Below are 18,499 nucleotides of genomic sequence, written 5' to 3' on the forward strand. Positions count from 1 at the left end.
TGCTCTTTAATCTTGTGTTTGTTCAATCAGCTCCAGCTCTTGCTGCAGCTTAAAGAAAAATTTGAGTTTGCGGATTATATCAGCCGCCTGATGATCGTGCTCAGGGTTGTTGGCGTCCAGTGCCGATTGCAACTGTCGTAATAAGGCTTTTTTCTGCTGCTGAATTTGTTGATCGGCTTCATCAATTAACGCATCAGGATCCGCTGCATCACTGATCTCGGCCAGCAATTCACGTAATTCCATTTGCTGCATTAAAAAAGCAGGCTCCATAAAGCTACGCTGCTCGTTACTGATTTTTAAACCCCGTAACGCCAGTAAATGTTCGGCGCGCAACAAGGGCTGCTTTAAGCTGTGATAGGCATCATTGATATTGGCAGCTTGTTGCACCGCCATCAGCTTATCGCGCTCAGAGCCCGCTGCATGTTTATCCGGGTGAAACTGACGCTGCAGTTCCAGATAACGCGTGCCTAATTCAGTCAAATCCAGCTCAAATTGAGCTGGCAGATGAAAAAGCTGAAAGTAATTCATCTGCGCCCTTAGTTAAACAGTGAAGCTTTCGCCACAACCACATTCGCCATTGACGTTGGGGTTGTTAAACTGGAACCCTTCGTTTAAACCTTCTTTGACAAAATCAAGCTGGGTGCCGTCTATGTACACCAGGCTTTTACCATCAACAATGAGTTTCAGATCGTTCTGTTCAAACACCTGATCGTCATCGTTTAACTCGTCAACAAACTCCAGCACATAAGCTAAACCTGAACAGCCAGTGGTTTTTACCCCCACACGCAGGCCGAGGCCTTTGCCTCTGTTGGCGAGGAAGCTTCTGACGCGATCCGCTGCCGCTGGTGTCATTGAAATAGCCATAACTTAGTTCCCGTGACGTTGTTTGTAATCAGCAATGGCTGCTTTGATTGCATCTTCCGCCAGAATAGAGCAGTGAATTTTTACCGGAGGTAAAGCCAACTCCTGCGCTATATCGGTGTTCTTGATTAAAGCAGCTTCGTCGATGCTTTTGCCTTTCACCCATTCAGTCACTAATGAGCTGGACGCAATAGCGCTGCCACAGCCATAAGTCTTGAACTTGGCATCTTCAATAATGCCCTGGTCGTTAATTTTTAACTGTAACTTCATTACGTCACCACAAGCCGGTGCGCCAACCATACCTGTAGCTATAGTTGGGTCGTCTTTAGCGAATGAACCGACGTTACGCGGATTTTCATAATGGTCTATGACTTTAGTGCTGTATGCCATGGTACTTACCCTCTAATCCTGCAAATAACTTAGTGTGCAACCCAGGCTACGCTGCCTAAATCCACGCCGTCTTTGTACATTTCCCACAGAGGTGACATGTCGCGTAATTTACCAATGGCGTCATGCACAATCTTAATGGTGTGATCAATTTGCTCTTCCGTGGTGTAACGGCCGATGCTGAAACGAATAGAACTGTGTGCCAGCTCGTCGGTTAAACCTAAAGCACGTAATACATACGAAGGTTCCAGACTGGCTGAAGTACAAGCTGAACCTGAAGATACGGCGATGTCTTTTAACGCCATAATCAGTGATTCACCTTCGACATAGTTGAAGCTGACGTTGGTAATGCCAGGCACTCGTTGCACAGCATCACCATTTAAAAACACCTGTTCGATGTCTTTAATACCGTCCAGCAGACGATCACGTAACACAGCAACACGTTCACGCTCAGCGTGCATTTCTTCTTTGGCAATACGGAAAGCTTCACCCATGGCCACAATCTGGTGTGTGGCTAAAGTGCCTGAACGCATACCACGCTCATGACCACCACCGTGCGTCTGAGCTTCTAAACGAATACGTGGCTTACGGCGCACATACAAAGCGCCCACGCCTTTTGGACCATAAGTTTTATGGCCTGAGAACGACATCAGATCGACTTTTAAGGTCTCTAAATCTATATCCACTTTGCCTGTGGCCTGAGCCGCATCGACATGGAAAATAATACCTTTGCTGCGGCACAGCTCGCCAATAGCAGCGATATCCTGAATAACACCAATTTCGTTGTTCACGAACATGATGCTGATGACAGTGGTATCTGGGCGGATAGCGGCAGTTAACTTGTCTAAGTCAACTAAACCACTGGCTTCTACATCCAGATAAGTCACTTCAAAACCTTCACGTTCCAGAGCACGCATAGTGTCCAGTACAGCTTTATGTTCGGTTTTAGCGGTGATCAGGTGCTTACCCTTTTTATGGTAAAACTGCGCAGCACCTTTAATAGCTAAATTGTTTGATTCGGTTGCACCTGAAGTGAATACAATTTCACGTGGGTCAGCGTTAACCAGTTCGGCAATTTGCGCACGGGCAATTTCTACCGCTTCTTCTGCCTGCCAGCCGAACTTGTGCGAACGTGACGCTGGATTACCAAAACAACCATCCATAGTCAAAAATTGCATCAGTTTTTCAGCGACCCGCGGATCAACCGGGGTTGTGGCTGCATAATCTAGATAAATAGGTAGCTTCATTTTCTGCTCCGGCTTTTGCCTACAACTGGCAACTGACTTCGATTTCAGTTGCTGGATTTTTTAACACACGGCCATCTTGCCGTTTCGCCACTTTTTTCACTTCATTCTGGCGAACCAGTTCACCTAAGGTGATACCAGTAAGGAAGTCTTCTATGCGTTCGCTTAAATCAGTCCACAAGGTATGGGTTAAACATTTAGCGCCGCTTTGACAATCTGATTTACCCTGACAACGTGTAGCATCTACGGATTCATCAACCGCACTGATCACCGCGGATACCGAGATCTGCATTGGATCTAAGCCCAACTGGTAACCACCGCCAGGACCACGCACACTGCTGACCAGACCTTGTTTGCGTAAACGGGCAAACAGCTGTTCAAGGTAAGACAGGGAAATACCCTGACGTTCAGAGATATCCGCCAATGATACCGGACCGGATTCAGCATGTAATGCAACATCCAGCATAGCTGTCACTGCGTAACGGCCTTTTGAAGTTAAACGCATAACGGACTCCCTGAAACGAATGGCGCAAATTGTACATTCTTGACTGTTTTAGTCAAGTATTAATCCTACCATTTTAGTCAGGTATTATCCGTTTAGGTTCAACTCTTTTTTCGATGATTCAATCGCATCTATTAAATAGTTGGGTCAAAAGCATCCACTGCTTTTTTGCGATGTTCAGCCGCTTCACGTTCGGCCTGGATAAAAGTTTCATCCTCAATAGTGATTTCCGGCACTATGTCGCAGACGTTGCCACCAAGCTTGTTGACGCTTTGGCACAGCTCCGTCACTTTGTTATCCAGAAAGTGCATATGATCCAGCATCCGCCCCATCGCATTGGCTACAGGGTCCGGGTTATCGCTGGAGACAGCGTACGCATCAAAGCCAAATTTTTTCGCCATTTGCTGACGTTGCTCCGTCAGTGCCATATCCTGTTTGGCGACAATACGACCGGGAATACCCACCACTGTTGCGCCAGCTGGTACATCTTTCACCACCACAGCATTTGAACCTATACGGGCAGATTCGCCGACATACAAAGGCCCCAGAACTTTGGCACCTGCACCTATGACGACGCCATTGCCTAAGGTTGGGTGACGTTTACCCGGGTTCCAACTGGTACCACCTAAAGTCACACCGTGGTACAAAGTCACGTCATCACCTATTTCGGCGGTTTCACCTATCACCACCCCCATGCCATGGTCGATAAAAAAACGACGGCCTATTTTGGCGCCGGGGTGAATTTCAACTCCTGTTAACCAGCGGGCTATGGTGCTTAAAAAACGCGCCAGCCATTTCCAGTTCGCTCTCCACAGGCGATGATTCATTCTATGCCACCAGATGGCATGCAAACCTGGATAGTTAGTCAGTACTTCAAAAGCACTGCGCGCCGCCGGGTCCCGCTCGAACACACTTTTAATGTCTTCTTTGATACCTGCAAACATCGTACAAATCCTATTGCTTGGTGGTGCGTTGAATCGAGGCCAAAATGCCACGTAAAATATTCAGTTCTTGATCATCTGGTCTGGAACGGGCAAATAAGCGGCGTAAACGCGCCATCACAATGCCTGGATGCTGCTTAATGATAAAACCTGTGTCGCTCAGGGTTTGTTCCAGATGAACATAAAACTTCTCCATCTGGTCAATTTCCGGATAAATAGTTAAATCAGCTTCAGGGGTTTTATCCTGCTGCGCTAAAAAGGCCACCCGAACTTCATAAGCGATAATTTGGACTGCCATAGCTAAATTCAAGGAGCTGTATTCAGGATTAGCGGGAATACAAACATGGTAGTTACACATTTGCAGCTCTTCATTGGTCAAGCCATTGTTTTCACGGCCAAATACCAATGCCACAGGTTTTTGGTTGGCTTCCAGCACAGCTTTTTCACCACATTCACGCGGTTCCAGCATAGGCCAGGATAAAGTACGGGAACGGGCACTGCTGCCAACCACCAAACCACAGTCAGCAATAGCCTGCTCTAACCTATCCACGACTTGAGCATTAGCCAGAATGTCGCTGGCTCCCGCCGACAATGCATAAGCCTGACCGTCTGGTAACTCTTTTGGTGACACCAGCACCAGCTTGCTCAGGCCCATAGTTTTCATGGCGCGGGCAACAGAACCTATGTTTCCGGTATGAGAGGTACCCACTAATACAATACGGATTTGCTCTAACATGCCCACTCCAACCAATACTTAGGACAGAAGTCTGCTGCTGTGCTGAAGTCGTCTTCAGCACAGCAGCAGACTTAAAAATTCAAGGGGCGGCATTTTATCACAGCATTAAAATTTTGTTGATTGAAATTTAGCAGTCCAGCCATCTAAAGCTTTTTATTCAGCCCCGTTATCCCATAAACACGGCCGCTGGTTTTTTCTGACTGCAAAAGATCTTGTGCTTTGTTACACTAGCGCAGGTTTTTAACTCAGAAGGATCGTGTTATGAAGGCGTTATCGCAATTCGTTTTAGTATCCAGTTTAGTGCTTAGCCAGTTTTCTTTTGCAGATACTGCAACCACAGCTTTACAGCAAGCGGTGCAAAACCCAGCCCGTACTGAAGCCAACAAAGTACGAGACCAATACAGACATCCGGTTGAAACCTTAGCTTTTTTTGGGGTTACACCACAAAGCACTGTGGTTGAAATAGCTCCTGGTGCTGGCTGGTACACCGAAATTCTGGCGCCCTTACTGGCCAAAGAAGGCAAATACTATGCGGCTCATTTCCCTGCCAACAGCACCTCCGAATACGCGACACGCAACCTGAAAGCCTTTAAAGAGAAGCTGGCTGCTGATGACGCCTACTCTCAGGTTGTTATCACTGAATTCTCTCCGTTACCTAATCAACAAGTCGCTCCGGCTAACAGTGCCGATGTGGTACTAACCTTCCGTAACCTGCATAACTGGTATATGCAAAAAGGTGAACAAGGTATGCTCGATGCTTTTGCTTCCTTTTACGCAGCGTTAAAACCTGATGCTGTGTTAGGTGTAGTGGAACACCGTTTACCCGAAGATAAAAAATCAGCCGACTGGTTAAAGTCAGGCTACTTCCCGCAAAGTCTGGCGGTTGAATTGGCGCAAAAAGCGGGTTTTGTCTTAGAAGAGAGTAGCGAAATTAACGCCAATCCAAAAGATACAGCCGACCATCCGGGTGGTGTCTGGACTTTACCTCCTACTCTGTCACAAAAAGAGCAGGACAAAGACAAGTATCTGGCCATTGGTGAAAGTGACCGTATGACTCTGAAATTCCGCAAACCAGCAGCCAAATAGGCTGCTGTTTGTTTTAGCAACACTGATTTTTTAGTTTTTAATATTTTTTAGTTTTTGATTAGGGCGAGACTGACAATGAAAGTATTAGTAATAGGTGGTGGTGGTCGTGAACATGCTCTGGCATGGAAAGCAGCACAATCTGCTCATGTGACACAAGTTTTTGTAGCTCCGGGTAACGCAGGTACTGCGCTGGAAGCCAATCTGACTAATGTGGCTATTGCAGCAGACGATGTGCCTGCCCTGACCGCTTTTGCCAAAAGAGAAGGCATAGCTTTGACTATAGTGGGTCCTGAAGCACCACTGGCCAAAGGTGTGGTTGATACCTTCCGTCAGCAAGGCTTAGCTATTTTTGGCCCAACTCAGGCCTCTGCTCAGTTAGAAAGCTCGAAAGCTTTTGCCAAAGACTTTTTAGCCCGTCACAAAATCCCTACTGCGTCTTACGCTAACTTTACGGACATAGAGCCAGCTAAAGCTTATGTGAAAGCCAATGGCACTCCAATAGTCATCAAGGCCGATGGTTTAGCTGCCGGCAAAGGCGTGATTATCGCCCAGAATGAAGCTGAAGCTTTTGCAGCCATTGACGATATGCTCTCTGGTAACAAGTTTGGTTCAGCTGGCAGCCGTGTGGTGATTGAAGAGTTTTTAACAGGTGAAGAAGCTTCCTTTATCGTGATGGTCGATGGTACTCACGCTTTAGCTTTTGCATCATCTCAGGATCATAAAGCCCGTGATGATGGTGACAAAGGTCCAAACACAGGTGGTATGGGTGCTTATTCGCCAGCACCAGTAGTGACTCCTGCCGTACACGATTGGGTAATGCAGAATGTAATTTACCCAACAGTGAATGGGATGGCGTCTGAAGGCCATATCTACACAGGTTTCCTCTATGCAGGTTTGATGGTATCGCCAGATGGCACCTGTAAAGTACTGGAATTTAACTGTCGTTTTGGTGACCCTGAAACTCAGCCAATTATGATGCGTTTACAGTCCGACTTAGTTGAGCTGTGCCAGGCCGCTGTGGAAGGTAAATTAGCCCAGCAAGAGATTAAATTCGACGGCCGCGCCGCTGTAGGTGTAGTGCTGGCTGCTGGTGGTTATCCGGATGATTATCGCAAAGGTGATGTGATTTCAGGTTTACCTACAGAGGACAGCCGTGAAGCCAAAGTATTCCACGCTGGCACTGTATTAAAAGACGGTCAGGTGCTGACAGCAGGTGGTCGGGTGCTTTGTGCCACAGCTTTAGGCGCCAATGTGACCGCGGCACAAAAAGCAGCCTATGAGCTGACTGATAAAGTGCAGTGGGACGGTGTTTTCAGCAGACGTGATATAGGTTACCGCGCCATCAAACGTGAAAACAGCTGATTAGATGGATATCAGACAAGGGCGCCTTTATGGCGCCTTTGTTATTCGCTGCCATCCTTGGCGCTCACCCTTGGGGCCATCGTCGCTGCGCTCCAATGTTAAAAATTGCTCCAGGCAATTTTTTATTCGCTGCCATCCTTGGCGCTCACCCTTGGGGCCATCGTCGCTGCGCTCCAATGTTAAAAATTGCTCCAGGCAATTTTTTATTCGCTGCCATCCTTGGCGCTCCCCTTGGGGCCATCGTCGCTGCGCTCCAATGTTAAAAATTGCTCCAGGCAATTTTTTATTTAACCGCCGTTCACAGCAATTTCATACGAATTTCAACGATTTGCCCTTGTAGATTTTTCTGGGTGCCTTAGGCTGTACGGATCTGTGCTTATGCTCCTGAATTAAAGGACTCTTTTGATGAAATTATCCATTTTTACTTTACTGGTGCTATCCACTGGTTCATTTGCTGTTTCTGCCGCTTGTCAGACAGAAACCGCTATTGCAGCAATTCAGGGCGATGCGAAACAAAGCCCGCTGTTAAACAACACTGTGTCTACATCAGGTGTAGTCACTGCAGTGTTGTATCCGGGCAGTAAAGCGGCAGGCATTTTGATCCAAAGTTTGACGCCTGATAACAATCCAAAAACCAGTGAGGCTCTATTTATCGCCAGCAAAGAGCTGGTGCAGACAGCGAAGCCAGGTCAGCAGGTTCAAGTGAAGGGTAAAGTGGCTGAGCTCAATGGCATGACAGCTTTAGTGGATGTCACCAGTTCAGTCTGTGGTCAACAAACAGCGCCAAAGCCTGTAGCCGCAAAATTGCCTGTTCAATCCAGACAAGATTGGGAAGCTTTGGAAGGTCAGTATTTGTCGTTCTCCCAACCTCTCATTGTCAACGACACTTATCCGTTAGCACGCTACGGTGAAATTTTACTGGCCGATAAAAGACTCTGGGTTGCCACAGAGTTACACAGACCAGGTAAAGAAGCCCAGCAGTTAGAGCAACAACAGCGTTTAAGCCAACTGTGGCTGGACGATGGTATTTTTAAACAGAATCCAGACCCTGTTATTTTCCCTGACGGCAATTTATCAGCCAGCAATACGGTGCGGGTTGGCGATACAGTGAAAAACCTGCAGGGTTATTTAATTGAAACTAAACAAGGTTACCGCTTAGTTGCGGCACAAGTGCCTGATTTTGAAACCAGCAATGCAAGAACTGAAGCGCCAAAAGCCAAAGCGGCGGATCAAATCCGGGTGGCCAGTTTTAACGTGCTGAACTTTTTTACCGGTGAAACCGCAGCCAATCCTTTTCCTACCCGCCGTGGTGCTACAAATGCAAATGAGCTAGAGCGCCAGCAAGCCAAAATGATAGCGGCTTTATCCCGCATGGATGCTGATGTGATAGGTTTGCTGGAAGTAGAAAACAATGGTTTTGACGAGCGCAGTGCTTTGGCCACTATAGTGCGCGAACTGAATAAAGCGCTTGGCGAAAATCGTTATGCTTTTGTCAAACCAGAGAGCTCTCAGGGCAATGATGCGATTAAAGTTGCGATGATCTATAACCAGCAAAAGGTGACTGAGACAGGCAAAGCGGCAGTGACAGCCGAAGGACCATTTGCTTATGGTTCACGTGCCCCTTTAGCGCAGAGCTTCAAAGCCAAAACAGCGTCAACCTCCTTTACCGTCAGTATTAATCACTTTAAATCCAAAGGCAGTTGCCCGGATAAGCAATCCAACACAACAACCCATGGCAACAATGACAATAAAGATGGCCAAGGCTGCTGGAATCAGTCTCGTGTAGAAGCGGCAAAAGCCTTAGCTGCCTGGCTGCAAAGCCAACCTACAGGCGTCAATACCCCACATCAACTGGTGATTGGCGATTTAAATGCTTACCGTAAAGAAGACCCAATTTATGCACTGGAACAAGCAGGTTGGATGCATTTGGCGCCAGTTGCTGAAACCGGCCATTATTCTTATGTGTATCAAGGTCGTACAGGGTCTTTAGATCACGCCCTTGCCAGCAAAAGCATGGCGAAACAGCTGACTCAATTCCAGCACTGGAATATCAATGCCGACGAGCCAGCCGTACTGGATTACAACACAGAATTTAAATCAGAAGCACAGCAAAAGATGTGGTATGCACCGGATCCTTACCGCTCGTCGGATCATGACCCGGTGTTGATCGACTTTAAGTTTTAAAGCTTACAAACAAAAGCCAGCTGACTGCGCTCTTTATTGAGCGCAAAACGGCTGACTTCAGTACCACAGTCTTTCGATAAATCTAACCACAAAGTCCAGCCTTGTTTATCTGAGGCTTGCCACTGATAAATTTTTGTACCAGCTGATACCAGTAAAGTATCAGCTGACCACCAGACTAAATCCTGACCTTTCTCAGGCAGCGCCAGCTCAGTCGCAGTCGTAGTTCTGGTTTTCACATCGTAAAAACTTAAATAGAGTTGCTCGTGTTTGGCCTCAGTGTAATAAGCTTTTTGAGTACCAGGTTGCCAGCTTAACGCCCGGCCTACCCCTGTCGCCAGCGTCGTCAGCTTGCCGTTTTTATCCAGATAACGCACTGTATGGTTGTCTTCTTTATCGCCCAGAATAAACAACAACAGATCCTGATCCTGCCCCCAGGCATGATAACCCACCCCTTTCGGATCGGCTTTTAGCAAACTGCTGTTGCCCTGCCAGTCCACTTTCCATAATCGTTGTGTTTGATCGGCTTCCACTACAACTACGGATACACCTGAACCATCAGGTAATAAGGTGGGCGAATATTCACTTAACGCTGTTTTGCTCAGCAGTTGCTGCTTTCTCTCTACTACAGAATAAAGCCCTATATCAGTTTGAGCTGCTGTATCTTTACCTTGCTCCAGCGTAAAAAATAAGCTTTTCCCGTCCATGCTAAAAGTTGGCTGATTGATATAAGTTGGAGCTTCGTTAATTTTTACGCTGTTAGAAACAGACAAATCTTTTGATAAATCAGCCAGATATAAATTGTATTGTGGTAAAGCTGCTGCCACGGGTAAAACCATAGCAGCCAAAGCAAGAGAAAGTAATCGCACTTGATAGTCCTTGTGGGTGAATGAGCAACAGCTTCATTACTGTGCTTGCAGTAACCTTACTTTATCCTTTATGGTAGTCGGCTGACAATCAACACAACCTGGCTTTTTATGTCTCACAAAAACCCTATTATTGCGGTCACAGGTTCTTCAGGTGCTGGCACTACCACCACGATGAGCGCTTTCTCACATATATTCCGCAGCCTTGGTATAGACGCAGGTTTTGTCGCAGGAGATTGTTTTCACAAATACAGCAGACCAGAAATGGATCTGGAAGTACGTAAAGCTAAGGAACATGGCAAACATATCAGCTACTTTGGCGCAGAAGCGAACGACTTTGCCGCTTTAGAATCGCTGTTCTCAAGTTATGCCGAAACAGGTACTGGCAAAGTACGACAGTATTTACATACCTTTGATGAAGCTGTGCCTTATAACCAACTGCCAGGCACTTTTACGCCCTGGCAAGATTTACGCCCTAACACCGATTTGTTGTTTTATGAGGGCTTACATGGTGGTGTAGTAACTGAACAAAACAATGTGGCTCAGCATGTGGATTTGCTGATCGGCATGGTACCTATAGTCAACTTAGAGTGGATCCAAAAAATCATCCGCGACACCTCTGAACGTGGCCATAGCCGCGAGGCCGTGATGTCGAGCATAGTGCGCAGCATGGATGATTACGTGAATCAGATCACTCCGCAGTTTTCCCGTACTCATATCAACTTTCAGCGCGTGCCTACGGTCGATACTTCCAACCCATTCAGTGCCAAAGATATTCCGTCATTGGATGAAAGCTTTGTGGTGATCCGCTTCCGTGGCATTAAACATGTCGACTTCCCTTATTACCTGCAAATGATCAACGGCGCTTTTATGTCACGGGTCAATACACTGGTGGTGCCGGGAGGAAAAATGAATCTGGCGATGGAACTGATTTTAACGCCGCTGGTAGAGCAGCTGATTATTAAAAGGCGTCAGGCCAGGGGGCAGATTAACTGGCTGGAATAATTAGCCTTCGTACTTGAAGCTGCAGCTTTGTTGCCTGCCTGTTCCCGGCATTGGTTTGGCGTCGGGACGGGCGCGGATAAACCACGCCCCTACGTGCCGCCGATCTGCAACTCCAATTACTTTGGGTATAACGGGGAAACTAAGTTATTCCATTTCCGGTAAATTGCGGCCGTAAAAGATTTCCCGCATTTCGCGTTTTACTTTTTTGTTGATGGTTTTACGCTCAACATCGTCCAGCTCACCAACACCTGTACCAAACAGATAGTTGTTCAAGTCATACTCTTTGAGCATCATTTTGGTGTGAAACAGGTTTTCCTGGTACACATTCACATCCACCATCTGGAAGGCATTTTTAGTCTGCTCGTCCATAAAATTCTGAATCGAATGAATAGGATGGTCTATGTAGTGTTTGACACCTTTCACGTCACGGGTAAAACCACGCACCCGGTAATCTATGGTCACTATGTCTGACTCAAAACTGTGGATCAGGAAGTTCAGCGCCTTCAAGGGTGAAATTAAACCACAAGTCGAAACTTCAATATCAGCGCGGAAAGTACAGATGCCATCCTGTGGATGCACTTCAGGATAGGTATGCACACAAATATGGCTTTTATCCAGGTGAGCCACCACAGAATCCGGCAATGGGCCTGGATTTTCTGAGTTATCCGGTGAACCTTCAATAGGTTCTTCACAGACCAAAATGGTCACGCTGGCGCCTTGTGGGTCATAATCCTGCCGGGCAATATTTAAAATATTGGCGCCGATAATATCCACCACTTCACTCAGAATATCGGTCAGACGATCGGCATTGTATTGCTCGTCGATGTAGGAGATATACTCCTGACGATGTTGCTCAGTCTGGGCATAGCAGATATCGTAAATGCTGAAACTCAGGCTCTTGGTCAGGTTATTAAAACCATGCAGTCTTAGTTTTTCAAAAGGTTTAACCACGTCTTCTTTACCTCAATAGTCAGCACTGTGGTCCAGTATAGAACAACAGCTCTGATGCAATCCTTATTCAGATTCAGCCGCAGGCTGTACTTCGGATTGTTTCACACTAAAAGAATGCGTCACTTCGACACTTTGTGACAACATAATAGAAACAGAACAGTATTTCTCAGCCGACAAATTCACTGCTTTTTCCACATGTTTTTCGCTGACATTAAAACCAGTCACGACAAAATGCAGATGAATTTTACTGAATACACGAGGAATGGTTTCTACACGCTCTCCAGTTAAAATCACTTCACAATCCGTGACTTGCTGTCTGGCTTTTTGCAGAATACTAACAACGTCAACCGAAGAACAGGCACCAGCTGACATCAGCACCATTTCCATAGGGCTGGGTGCAGCACTGCCTTCTTTATGAGCGTCAAACACCACATTGTGGCCACTATCAGAACGACCGATAAAAGTCTGGTCACCGGCCCATTTTACGCTGGCTTGCATAGAAGATCCTGTTGTCCGTATAAAAGAACGACTATTTTACGGAAAACAGTCAGATGAGGCTAGTTAAGATTAATCCATCAAAGCCGCAATGGCATTGTCAAACAGGTTTTTGATCAACAATGATATTTCCTGAATGAGCTCTGTCTGCTGCGCCGTGGCCGGTTCTTCCAAAACAGAAGCTAAAACCTCCTGGAAGTCATACAAAATACCATCTACTTCGCGCACTATCATGCTGCGATGGTTCATTTCCAGTTCGGTATGCTGAGTACACAGCTGGATAATTTGCTCAGCGATGGACTCTTCCAGCACTTCACCCAGAGTTTTAGCACCAGCGACGACAGGGCCGCGTTGTTCAAACAGCGACAAATGCTCCGTGAGAAACTGGATCAAATGCTCATAGCCGGGTTTATCAGTTACCATACAAAAAGGACACCTATAGTGCACAACGCAGAAATTCAACCTTCTGAGCATGACACAAAAGCCCAGACAAGTTGTGGTTAAGTGAGTGTCATTTAAGCAAATTTTTTTTCATAAAACAAATCGGGGCAAGGCCCCGATTGAAATAAAACTAAAAAACACACGTCGCTTGCGTCAGAAACGCAAACCTGGTGACAACTGCGCAGGAAGCTGCAATTGATCCAGCTCGACAGAGGCGACCGGATAAGCACAATAATCCGCGGCGTAATAAGCACTGGCTCTGTGATTTCCACTGCCGCCAACGCCACCAAAAGGAGCTGCCGAGCTTGCTCCAGTGATAGGCCTGTTCCAGTTGACTATGCCGGCACGGATTTTACGGAAAAACAGCTGATACAGCTCTTCATCATCCGACAACAAGCCTGCCGACAAACCAAAGCTGGTGTTATTAGCTGCTTTAATTGCTTCACTGAAATCAGTAAAACGGAATACTTTTAACAATGGTCCAAAATGCTCTTCATCTGGCATATCATTGACCTGGCTGCAATCCAAAATACCTGGGCTCAACATGGCCGGACTTTGAGCTTGTTGCTGCATAGATAACAACACCTTAGCACCACGTTCTATTAAATCCTGCTGCGCTTTAAGCATACCCAAAGCTGCTTTTTCAGAAATTAATGTGCCCATAAATGGCTGTTCTGCGTCGTCGTACAGCCCTACTTTCAAAGCCTTAGTGACTTCAAGTACACGGGCCAGTATGGCATCGCCTTCTTCACCTACAGGCAAATACAAACGACGGGCACAGGTACAACGTTGGCCAGCTGAGATAAAAGCCGACTGAATAATGTCATGCACAGCTGCGTCAACATCTTTGACTTTCTGGACGATCAGAGGGTTATTGCCACCCATTTCCAGCGCCAGAATTTTATGCGGCTGACCAGCAAACTGCTGATGCAAATAATGACCTGTGCCAGAACTGCCGGTAAAAAATAAACCATCAATACCGGGATGACTGGCGATAGCTTTACCCGTATCAATTTCACCCTGCAGCAAATTCAGCACCCCAGCAGGTAAACCAGCTTTTTGCCATAACTGCACCGTCAGTTCTGCCACTTTTGGCGTCAGCTCACTGGGTTTAAACACCACCGTATTACCTGCCAATAAAGCAGGCACTATATGACCATTGGGCAAATGCCCTGGAAAATTATAAGGACCAAATACAGCCACTACACCATGAGGTTTATGACGGATCCAAGCCTTGCCTTGTGGCATAGGATTTTCTTTCACCCCTGTTCTTTCCTGATAAGCCCGGGCAGAAATGTCGATCTTGCCTATCATGGCAGCCACTTCTGTACGGGTTTCCCACAGCGGTTTACCTGTTTCTTCGGCAATGCACAAAGCGAACTGTTCTTTGTGTTCGGTCAGTTGGTCCGCAAAGGCGCGGGCTATCTGTAAACGAGCATCAAAACTTAATTCGCTCCAGTGTTCAAAAGCGGCTCTTGCCGCTTCGATGGCGCTGTTCACCTGTGTGGAATCGGCGCTCTGACCTTGCCAAATTAGCTGTTGTTTAGCCGGATTTAACGAGGAAAATGAGAGGCCAGCACCCTGTTGCCACTGGCCATTGATAAATTGCACTGCAAGTTCTGTCATGATCGTTGTCCGTTAAAGATTAAATCCGGGCTAAACGCACCCAATCGCCGTTACCTACCTGCAATAGTTCTGCGCATTCAGCAGGTAAGATTACCACTTCGCTGTCTTCTGCCAGTTGCAGGTAAAGCCAGGTGGCTCTGAAGTCCTCCAGTTTGGTGTTTGACACCATGTAGGATTGGCCACCTGTGACAGCACCAATCTGGACTTGCAACTTACGGCTACTGCGCACACTGCGGATATGCTCTACTTTGGCTTCAACCGTTGGGCCTGCGTCAAAAATATCGACATAACCAGTATTAGAAAAACCTTCTGATTGCAGCAAAGCTAAAGCCGGACGGGTTTTTTCGTGCACTTTGCCTATTACAGCCTGAGCTTCTTTACTTAATAAAGTGACGTAAATTGGGTACTTCGGCATCAGCTCAGCAATAAACACCTTCTGGCCTATACCTGTCAGGTAGTCTGCTGTTGGGAAATCCACTGAAAAGAAGCTGTCCTGCAGCCATTTCCAGAACGGTGAGTGCCCATCTTCATCGGACACTCCTCGCATTTCAGCAATCACCCTGTCGGCAAAACGCGAACGGAATTCGGCAATAAATAAAAAACGGAACTTAGATAACAAACGACCATTGTTTTGTTTGCGACTCGTCTCGCGTAAAAACAAGGTACAAAGCTCTGACACTCCGGTGTAATCATTACAAAGCGTCAGAATATCTACCGGGTTATAAACCCCTAAAGCACGGGAGGTATGCACTACCTTACCTAAATGGTAATGATAAAACGCATCTTCCAGCCCTACTGCGGCTTCGATAGCACTGGTGCCTACTACAGCGCCTGTTGCAGGGTCTTCCAGTACAAACAGATACCCCTCATCACCTGGCTTCGTTACCTTTTTGGCAAAGGAACTTTCCGACCGGCTGATCTTACGTTGTAACAACTCATCATTGACGGGCAACGAAGTAAAGCCATGACCTGATTCGACAGCAATGTCGTACAGTTCAGCATAATCTTCGGCTCGGATTGGGCGAATGACCATCATAGTCGCTTACTCCAGTTAGTTTGCTTCAGAGCGCCCGATCGTAGCGGGCGCTTCATTTTTTGCTTTATTGTATTTGTAATCAGACAGTGTACAGAGGCAAAGTTCAGCCTTGTTTTACCTGAGCTACAGCTTGTTCAAATCGCTTAAAACCTTCGATAATGTCTGCTTCAGGGATCACTAACGAAGGGGCAAAACGAATCACATCCGGGCCTGCAACTAAAGCAAATAAGCCCTGATCAGCAGACGCCAGCAAAAAGTCGCGTGAACGGCCTTTAAACTCTTCATTGAGTACAGCCCCCAGCAACATACCCTGACCACGCACGGTACTGAATACATTGTGTTTTTCGTTGATCGCTGCCAGTTCACGACGGAACAGTTTTTCCCGCTCCAGCACACCATTTAACACTTCAGGCTGGTTGATAGTATCCAACGCCGCTTCTGCTACAGCACAAGCCAGTGGATTGCCGCCATAGGTACTACCATGAGTGCCCACTTTTAAATGACTGGCAATCTCAGTCGTAGTTAACATAGCGCCCACCGGGAAACCACCGCCTAAAGATTTAGCTGTGGTCAGAATGTCAGGCACTACATTGCTGTGCATGTAGGCATATAATTTACCGGTACGACCTACACCAGATTGCACTTCATCGTAAATCATCAGTGCATTGAATTGGTTACATAAATCACGCACACCTTGCAGGAACGCCAGATCACCGGGAATAATGCCGCCTTCGCCTTGCAAAGGCTCTAATATCACGGCACAAGTGTTATCCGACATCAGCGCTTTTAAGCTTTCAAGGTTATTGTATTCAGCGTGATCTATGCCACCAGGTTTAGGACCAAAACCATCTGAGTACGCAGCCTGACCACCTACTGTCACAGTAAAAAAAGTACGGCCGTGGAAACTTTTGCCAAAAGAAATAATTTGTTGCTTTTGTGCACCAAACTTATCCAGAGCCCAACGGCGTGCCAGCTTTAAAGCGGCTTCATTGGCTTCAGCGCCAGAGTTGGCAAAATAGACTTTTTCGGCAAAGGTACTGTCGACTAACTTCTGTGCCAAACGCAAAGCAGGCTCATTAGTCATCACATTGCTTAGATGCCACAACTTGTCAGCTTGTTCTTTTAAAGCGGAGACTAAAGCCGGATGGCAATGACCTAAGGCATTCACCGCTATACCACCTGCAAAATCAACGTATTCACGACCCGCCTGATCCCAAACGCGAGAGCCCTGACCACGAACCGGAATAACAGGTGCCGGTGCATAATTTGGAACCATCACTTCATCAAAAAGTGCACGGGTGACCTGAATATGTTCTGCCATTTTTTACCTCTGTTGCAATAAAGGTCCGTAGTTTGCTCTGGCTGTTTTTTTCAGCAAAAAAACGACGGACGGAAAAAGATGCTTCACCGCATTATTGCAGATAAAAAATAAAAAGTCTTGCAGACGACACCGCTAAAAGCCTTGAAAAATAAGGCTTCCAGATAGTTTTGCATAGGATGTGAATAACTAGCTATTAGCTTTCACAGGGAAACAGAGCAGAAAAACACAGACGAACGAATGTCCCTGTTGCTCTGCTCTGCCATTTGGCACGATAGAAGATTTGTCGAAAAAAACTGCATGTTTATGGAGTAATTTTTTTGAAATTATTCAAATGACAGTTTTTTCAGGTCAAGTCCAGATAACATTTTTCGCATTTCATTATGAATGCCAGCGTCATTTAATAACTTATTGGCATCATCCACTTCAAGCCGTTGTTCCTGAACTAAAAATTTCACCTGAACATAAGTATTGGCTTGTTTAACTACACGGGTTAAATCTGTGCAGCTGCTTAAAGGCGTTTCATCAACAATCTGATCCAAAATAGCAGCAAGCGGCATACGTTTTAACTGCCAGCGGGCAATTAAATCAGCACTGATGATGCCGGCAAATTCTTCAATGCTGCTGGATAAGAAACCAGCATCTGCATCTAAAGCTTCTAAAGCGTCTGTCAGCTCATTATCGCGGGCATCACGGGCTCGCAACAACTCGGTGCGCTTCACCTGAGCATAACTTCGCAGGTAATTTCGGATCACCACCATATGCCCCATGGTCTGGAACATAGCGGCGCAAAAGGCAACAAAACCATTCAGACCCTGTGAATTTGCAATTTCACGGGCAGATAAAGCAGTAGCTAAAGAATACTCCCATATTTTGACTTTAAACTGGGCAAAAGGATCTGTGGAGTGTGGAATACAATGGCGAAATGCATAAACGGGTACCAATGCCTGCAAAGCTTCAATACCCAAAAAGCGCAATGCCGTTTTAATATCTTTCACCAGATTACCAGAGCTGGTTTTATTGCGATAACGCGGCTGGTTCACTAACCTCAGTACATCTTCTTTCAACCATTGCACGTTAGTGATCAACGGGTCCAATTGGTTCAAGGTCACAGCTTTAGCGCTTAATGCATCGATTAATGCCGGAAAGTTTGGTCCCAGGTCAAACAACGAACTGCTGACCACTTCAATGCTGCTCAGGCGTTGCATTAGTTCCTGAGCAACTTCATCGTGCAAATGGGCCTGAGTAAAGTCGAGGAAGATTTTTTTTGCATTCTCGCCAGACTGGCGTGCCTCCTGAGCTTTACGTTCTACTTCCAGCATAGGACGTTGCTCGTTCGTTGTTTGCTGGTTTTTTAAATAACGTAACCGCTTCTGATTAGGGTCAACACCAATCAGATTATCGATAAACAGCTGCTCCAGGGAGGAGAAAGAAGACAAAGACATAACTACCCTTTACTTT

19 protein-coding genes are annotated in these 18,499 nt (G+C 46.4%); 4 read left to right on the forward strand and 15 right to left on the reverse strand.

Features of this window, described 5'->3' with window-relative positions:
- Window positions 1-6: 6 nt before the first annotated feature.
- From hscB to trmJ, 7 genes are all read right to left on the reverse strand, one after another.
- Window positions 7-528, reverse strand: a complete 522-nt coding sequence (gene hscB, locus EK374_RS16415) for a co-chaperone HscB (protein WP_127025626.1) — start codon at window positions 526-528, stop codon at window positions 7-9.
- A 12-nt stretch (window positions 529-540) separates the two neighbouring features.
- On the reverse strand, window positions 541-864 hold the full coding sequence (gene iscA, locus EK374_RS16420) for an iron-sulfur cluster assembly protein IscA (RefSeq protein ID WP_127025627.1): 324 nt from the start codon (window positions 862-864) through the stop codon (window positions 541-543).
- Between the two features lie 3 nt (window positions 865-867).
- On the reverse strand, window positions 868-1,251 hold the full coding sequence (iscU, locus tag EK374_RS16425) for a Fe-S cluster assembly scaffold IscU (RefSeq protein ID WP_127025628.1): 384 nt from the start codon (window positions 1,249-1,251) through the stop codon (window positions 868-870).
- A 29-nt stretch (window positions 1,252-1,280) separates the two neighbouring features.
- Window positions 1,281-2,495 carry an IscS subfamily cysteine desulfurase gene (locus EK374_RS16430; protein ID WP_127025629.1) on the reverse strand — a complete coding sequence of 405 codons (1,215 nt, stop codon included), beginning with the start codon at window positions 2,493-2,495 and terminating at the stop codon, window positions 1,281-1,283.
- A gap of 19 nt (window positions 2,496-2,514) precedes the next feature.
- Window positions 2,515-2,997 (reverse strand): Fe-S cluster assembly transcriptional regulator IscR, encoded by a 483-nt coding sequence (gene iscR / locus EK374_RS16435; RefSeq protein WP_127025630.1) that lies wholly within the window; start codon window positions 2,995-2,997, stop codon window positions 2,515-2,517.
- A gap of 131 nt (window positions 2,998-3,128) precedes the next feature.
- Window positions 3,129-3,938 carry a serine O-acetyltransferase gene (cysE, locus tag EK374_RS16440; protein ID WP_127025631.1) on the reverse strand — a complete coding sequence of 270 codons (810 nt, stop codon included), beginning with the start codon at window positions 3,936-3,938 and terminating at the stop codon, window positions 3,129-3,131.
- Window positions 3,939-3,948: 10 nt separating this feature from the next.
- Window positions 3,949-4,671: a tRNA (cytosine(32)/uridine(32)-2'-O)-methyltransferase TrmJ gene (gene trmJ, locus EK374_RS16445; RefSeq protein ID WP_127025632.1), complete on the reverse strand. Its 723-nt coding sequence runs from the start codon at window positions 4,669-4,671 to the stop codon at window positions 3,949-3,951.
- 261 nt (window positions 4,672-4,932) lie between these two features.
- Here trmJ and EK374_RS16450 point away from each other — a divergent pair, with 261 nt between their 5' ends.
- The 3 genes from EK374_RS16450 (at window position 4,933) to EK374_RS16460 (ending at window position 9,303) form a co-directional block, all read left to right on the forward strand.
- Window positions 4,933-5,757 (forward strand): class I SAM-dependent methyltransferase, encoded by an 825-nt coding sequence (locus EK374_RS16450; protein ID WP_127025633.1) that lies wholly within the window; start codon window positions 4,933-4,935, stop codon window positions 5,755-5,757.
- A gap of 75 nt (window positions 5,758-5,832) precedes the next feature.
- The gene (gene purD / locus EK374_RS16455) at window positions 5,833-7,119 is read left to right on the forward strand and encodes a phosphoribosylamine--glycine ligase (protein WP_127025634.1); all 1,287 of its coding nucleotides are present in this window, start codon (window positions 5,833-5,835) and stop codon (window positions 7,117-7,119) included.
- Window positions 7,120-7,524: 405 nt separating this feature from the next.
- A complete protein-coding gene (locus EK374_RS16460; protein ID WP_127025635.1) occupies window positions 7,525-9,303 on the forward strand; it encodes an ExeM/NucH family extracellular endonuclease in 1,779 nt (592 codons plus the stop codon).
- Here EK374_RS16460 and EK374_RS16465 read toward each other — a convergent pair.
- Window positions 9,300-10,169 (reverse strand): TolB-like translocation protein, encoded by an 870-nt coding sequence (locus EK374_RS16465; RefSeq protein ID WP_127025636.1) that lies wholly within the window; start codon window positions 10,167-10,169, stop codon window positions 9,300-9,302. The two genes, EK374_RS16460 and EK374_RS16465, sit on opposite strands and share 4 nt — an antisense overlap.
- 108 nt (window positions 10,170-10,277) lie before the next feature.
- Between EK374_RS16465 and EK374_RS16470 the strand changes: the two genes are divergently transcribed.
- The gene (locus EK374_RS16470; RefSeq protein WP_127025637.1) at window positions 10,278-11,171 is read left to right on the forward strand and encodes a phosphoribulokinase; all 894 of its coding nucleotides are present in this window, start codon (window positions 10,278-10,280) and stop codon (window positions 11,169-11,171) included.
- Window positions 11,172-11,315: 144 nt separating this feature from the next.
- On the opposite strand, the gene speD is transcribed toward EK374_RS16470, so the two are convergent.
- The 7 genes from speD to EK374_RS16505 all read right to left on the reverse strand — a co-directional run bounded on the left by speD (window position 11,316) and on the right by EK374_RS16505 (window position 18,483).
- Window positions 11,316-12,122 carry an adenosylmethionine decarboxylase gene (gene speD / locus EK374_RS16475; RefSeq protein WP_127025638.1) on the reverse strand — a complete coding sequence of 269 codons (807 nt, stop codon included), beginning with the start codon at window positions 12,120-12,122 and terminating at the stop codon, window positions 11,316-11,318.
- 63 nt (window positions 12,123-12,185) lie between these two features.
- The gene (locus EK374_RS16480) at window positions 12,186-12,620 is read right to left on the reverse strand and encodes an OsmC family protein (RefSeq protein WP_127025639.1); all 435 of its coding nucleotides are present in this window, start codon (window positions 12,618-12,620) and stop codon (window positions 12,186-12,188) included.
- A 69-nt stretch (window positions 12,621-12,689) separates the two neighbouring features.
- Complete coding sequence (locus EK374_RS16485) at window positions 12,690-13,040, reverse strand: DUF3802 family protein (RefSeq protein WP_127025640.1); 351 nt, start codon at window positions 13,038-13,040, stop codon at window positions 12,690-12,692.
- A 171-nt stretch (window positions 13,041-13,211) separates the two neighbouring features.
- Entirely contained in the window at window positions 13,212-14,684 is a 1,473-nt protein-coding gene (gene astD / locus EK374_RS16490) for a succinylglutamate-semialdehyde dehydrogenase (RefSeq protein ID WP_127025641.1), read from the reverse strand.
- A gap of 19 nt (window positions 14,685-14,703) precedes the next feature.
- Window positions 14,704-15,720 (reverse strand): arginine N-succinyltransferase, encoded by a 1,017-nt coding sequence (gene astA / locus EK374_RS16495; protein ID WP_127025642.1) that lies wholly within the window; start codon window positions 15,718-15,720, stop codon window positions 14,704-14,706.
- Between the two features lie 103 nt (window positions 15,721-15,823).
- Entirely contained in the window at window positions 15,824-17,041 is a 1,218-nt protein-coding gene (locus EK374_RS16500; RefSeq protein WP_127025643.1) for an aspartate aminotransferase family protein, read from the reverse strand.
- Between the two features lie 323 nt (window positions 17,042-17,364).
- Window positions 17,365-18,483 (reverse strand): HDOD domain-containing protein, encoded by a 1,119-nt coding sequence (locus EK374_RS16505; RefSeq protein WP_127025644.1) that lies wholly within the window; start codon window positions 18,481-18,483, stop codon window positions 17,365-17,367.
- Between the last annotated feature and the right edge of the window lie 16 nt (window positions 18,484-18,499).

The organism is Rheinheimera mangrovi (assembly GCF_003990335.1).
Taxonomy (GTDB): Bacteria; Pseudomonadota; Gammaproteobacteria; order Enterobacterales; family Alteromonadaceae; genus Pararheinheimera; species Pararheinheimera mangrovi.

Coding starts and splice junctions, on each gene's coding strand:
- hscB (WP_127025626.1), bottom strand. CDS start 528: ATGAATTACTTTCAGCTTTTTCATCTGCCAGCTCAATTTGAGCTGGAT.
- iscA (WP_127025627.1), bottom strand. CDS start 864: ATGGCTATTTCAATGACACCAGCGGCAGCGGATCGCGTCAGAAGCTTC.
- iscU (WP_127025628.1), bottom strand. CDS start 1,251: ATGGCATACAGCACTAAAGTCATAGACCATTATGAAAATCCGCGTAAC.
- EK374_RS16430 (WP_127025629.1), bottom strand. CDS start 2,495: ATGAAGCTACCTATTTATCTAGATTATGCAGCCACAACCCCGGTTGAT.
- iscR (WP_127025630.1), bottom strand. CDS start 2,997: ATGCGTTTAACTTCAAAAGGCCGTTACGCAGTGACAGCTATGCTGGAT.
- cysE (WP_127025631.1), bottom strand. CDS start 3,938: ATGTTTGCAGGTATCAAAGAAGACATTAAAAGTGTGTTCGAGCGGGAC.
- trmJ (WP_127025632.1), bottom strand. CDS start 4,671: ATGTTAGAGCAAATCCGTATTGTATTAGTGGGTACCTCTCATACCGGA.
- EK374_RS16450 (WP_127025633.1), top strand. CDS start 4,933: ATGAAGGCGTTATCGCAATTCGTTTTAGTATCCAGTTTAGTGCTTAGC.
- purD (WP_127025634.1), top strand. CDS start 5,833: ATGAAAGTATTAGTAATAGGTGGTGGTGGTCGTGAACATGCTCTGGCA.
- EK374_RS16460 (WP_127025635.1), top strand. CDS start 7,525: ATGAAATTATCCATTTTTACTTTACTGGTGCTATCCACTGGTTCATTT.
- EK374_RS16470 (WP_127025637.1), top strand. CDS start 10,278: ATGTCTCACAAAAACCCTATTATTGCGGTCACAGGTTCTTCAGGTGCT.
- EK374_RS16480 (WP_127025639.1), bottom strand. CDS start 12,620: ATGCAAGCCAGCGTAAAATGGGCCGGTGACCAGACTTTTATCGGTCGT.
- EK374_RS16485 (WP_127025640.1), bottom strand. CDS start 13,040: ATGGTAACTGATAAACCCGGCTATGAGCATTTGATCCAGTTTCTCACG.
- astD (WP_127025641.1), bottom strand. CDS start 14,684: ATGACAGAACTTGCAGTGCAATTTATCAATGGCCAGTGGCAACAGGGT.
- astA (WP_127025642.1), bottom strand. CDS start 15,720: ATGATGGTCATTCGCCCAATCCGAGCCGAAGATTATGCTGAACTGTAC.
- EK374_RS16500 (WP_127025643.1), bottom strand. CDS start 17,041: ATGGCAGAACATATTCAGGTCACCCGTGCACTTTTTGATGAAGTGATG.
- EK374_RS16505 (WP_127025644.1), bottom strand. CDS start 18,483: ATGTCTTTGTCTTCTTTCTCCTCCCTGGAGCAGCTGTTTATCGATAAT.